At 40.7% G+C, this 2565-nt stretch carries 5 protein-coding genes, 1 tRNA gene and 1 other annotated feature; all 6 genes read right to left on the bottom strand.

The window, feature by feature from the left end; all coding sequences use genetic code 11:
• Positions 1-67: 67 nt before the first annotated feature.
• Positions 68-192: a sequence feature (ribosomal protein L10 leader region), on the bottom strand.
• A 33-nt stretch (positions 193-225) separates the two neighbouring features.
• A complete protein-coding gene (gene rplA / locus KUG63_RS04055) occupies positions 226-924 on the bottom strand; it encodes a 50S ribosomal protein L1 (RefSeq protein ID WP_015006529.1) in 699 nt (232 codons plus the stop codon).
• Positions 925-1356 (bottom strand): 50S ribosomal protein L11, encoded by a 432-nt coding sequence (gene rplK, locus KUG63_RS04050; protein ID WP_015006530.1) that lies wholly within the window; start codon positions 1354-1356, stop codon positions 925-927.
• A 51-nt stretch (positions 1357-1407) separates the two neighbouring features.
• Complete coding sequence (nusG, locus tag KUG63_RS04045) at positions 1408-1941, bottom strand: transcription termination/antitermination protein NusG (protein WP_015006531.1); 534 nt, start codon at positions 1939-1941, stop codon at positions 1408-1410.
• Between the two features lie 10 nt (positions 1942-1951).
• The gene (gene secE / locus KUG63_RS04040) at positions 1952-2320 is read right to left on the bottom strand and encodes a preprotein translocase subunit SecE (RefSeq protein ID WP_020932174.1); all 369 of its coding nucleotides are present in this window, start codon (positions 2318-2320) and stop codon (positions 1952-1954) included.
• Between the two features lie 49 nt (positions 2321-2369).
• Positions 2370-2445 (bottom strand) — tRNA-Trp (locus KUG63_RS04035).
• Positions 2446-2475: 30 nt separating this feature from the next.
• Positions 2476-2565 (bottom strand): elongation factor Tu (locus tag KUG63_RS04030; RefSeq protein ID WP_076604501.1); only part of this gene is annotated, 90 nt, incomplete at its 5' end.

Raw genomic sequence — 2565 nt, 5'->3', positions numbered from 1 at the left:
TTGCTCAAGATTTAGTGGCATATATACCTCCTGACTACTGTATGTAATAACCTAAGTTATTACGGTTTATAAAACCCAAAAAGGGCACCCTAACGGGGCCATCCTTTAAAATAAAATTAAGGACTTTACCGCCTGCGTAGGAAATTAAGCAAAATCTGCTCCTACGGTCTTTGACGATTGTTAATTATTTTAACAATCCAAAGTTTTGCTTCGAAAACGAAGCTTCTAGCCAATAGAAACGCTAGATTGATCAACCATCAGGCCAGGGCCCATTGTGGTTGACACACTAATTTTCTTTAAGTAAACACCTTTAGCAGCAGCTGGTTTAGCTTTGATCAAATCAGACAACAGTGCTTCCATGTTTTCTTTAAGTGCATTTTCATTAAACGTTGTTTTACCTATACTGCAATGGATAATGCCAGCTTTATCAGTTCTATAACGCACTTGACCACCTTTAGCATTTCTTACAGCGGTTGCCACATCTGCAGTAACTGTTCCAACTTTCGGGTTAGGCATCAAACCACGTGGGCCCAATATCTGCCCAAGTGTACCAACAACACGCATAGCATCAGGTGACGCAATCACAACATCAAAATCCATCTCGCCCGCTTTAACTTGGGCAGCCAAATCATCCATACCTACAACATCTGCACCTGCTTCTGTTGCAGCTTCAGCATTTGCACCTTGAGTAAACACTGCAACGCGAACAACTTTACCCGTACCATTTGGCAATAATGTAGATCCTCTAACATTTTGCTCAGATTTACGTGAATCAATGCCAAGATTGACACTTACATCTACTGATTCTTCAAATTTACTGATGGCCAGTTCTTTTAGAATTGAGAACGCATTGTTTGCATCATATGCTTTCCCGGGCTCAACTTTCTCTTTAATTAGTTTTGCTTTTTTGGTTAGCTTAGCCATTTACACACCCTCCACATCAATACCCATACTACGAGCACTACCCGCAATCGTTCTTACAGCAGCATCCATATCAGCTGCAGTAATATCTGCATCTTTTACTTTGGCAATTTCTTCAAGCTGTTCACGTGTCACCTTTGCAACTTTTACAGTATTTGGTGTACCACTACCTTTTTGAATACCGGCTGCTTTTTTTAATAAAATTGAAGCTGGAGGTGTCTTGGTGATAAATGTAAAGCTTTTATCAGCGAAAACAGAAATAACCACAGGGATAGGCAAGCCTTTTTCCATACTCTGGGTTTTAGCGTTAAACGCCTTACAAAACTCCATGATATTTACACCGTGCTGACCCAACGCTGGACCCACTGGTGGACTTGGATTTGCTTCACCTGCTTTCACCTGTAACTTAATATAGGCATCAATCTTTTTAGCCATCTTACTCTCCTTATTGGGTCAAACGCCTTACGGCTCCCCTGTTAATAACAATCAGACCTTTTCGACCTGACCAAATTCTAAGTCTACCGGTGTGGCACGACCAAAGATCAATACGGATGCGCGTAACGAGCTTTTATCATAATTGACTTCTTCGACTGTACCATTAAAGTCTTTGAATGGCCCATCGTTAATGCGAATAACCTCACCTACTTCAAAGAGTACTTTAGGTCGTGGCTTCTCAACACCTTCTTGTATTCTATTAAGTATTTTATTTGCTTCAGCTTCTGAGATAGGTGCTGGACGATCACTTTTACCACCAATAAACCCTAATACTTTATTTGTGTCTTTTACCAAGTGCCAAGTATCATCATCTAGTTCCATTTGAACCAATACATAGCCTGGAAAAAACTTGCGCTCACTTCTTTTTTGCTGACCTTCACGCATTTCTACAACTTCTTCAGTTGGCACTAAGATCTCACCGAACTTATCTTGCATACCTTCACGTTCAATCGCCTCTTCCAATGAGCTTTTTACTCTGTGCTCAAAGTTTGAATAAGCGTGAACCACATACCAACGCAACGTCATATTATTAGCCTTAACCTGTTATATAGCCAATGCCCCACATAAGCAGGCCATCAAACATCCATAATAAAATTCCAACAAACAAAACCATCACTGCAACAATTAACGTCGTCTGCATGGTTTCTTTTTTAGTTGGCCAAACAATCTTTTTAAGCTCAATTTTAGAGCCCTGAGCAAATTGCCACAATGATTGCCCTAAGCCTGTGCTATACACCAAACCAACTGCAAAAGATAACGCAACAAGCAACCCTATTACTCGAAACAACAAAGACTCATCTGCGTAATAATAAAACCCAGCTATTGACGCGACTATAACTACAACTGCTAACGCTAATTTTGCTACATCCAGTTGACCAGAGCCTTGATCTGTTTCTGCATTCATAGTGATTAATTTCTCTCGATCAAAGTAAGAAAGGTCAGCACCTTCCAAATGGCAGGCCAGGAGGGAATCGAACCCCCAACCTGCGGTTTTGGAGACCGCTGCTCTGCCAATTGAGCTACTGACCTATACTTATTGAATTAAATTTTATTATGTTATTACTCAATAATTTTAGCAACAACACCGGCACCAACTGTTCGGCCACCTTCGCGAATAGCGAAACGTAAACCTTCTTCCATGGCAATCGG

Source organism: Cycloclasticus sp., assembly GCF_019090545.1.
Lineage (GTDB): Bacteria > Pseudomonadota > Gammaproteobacteria > Methylococcales > Cycloclasticaceae > Cycloclasticus > Cycloclasticus pugetii.
This window is presented reverse-complemented; position numbering and strand designations above follow the sequence as displayed.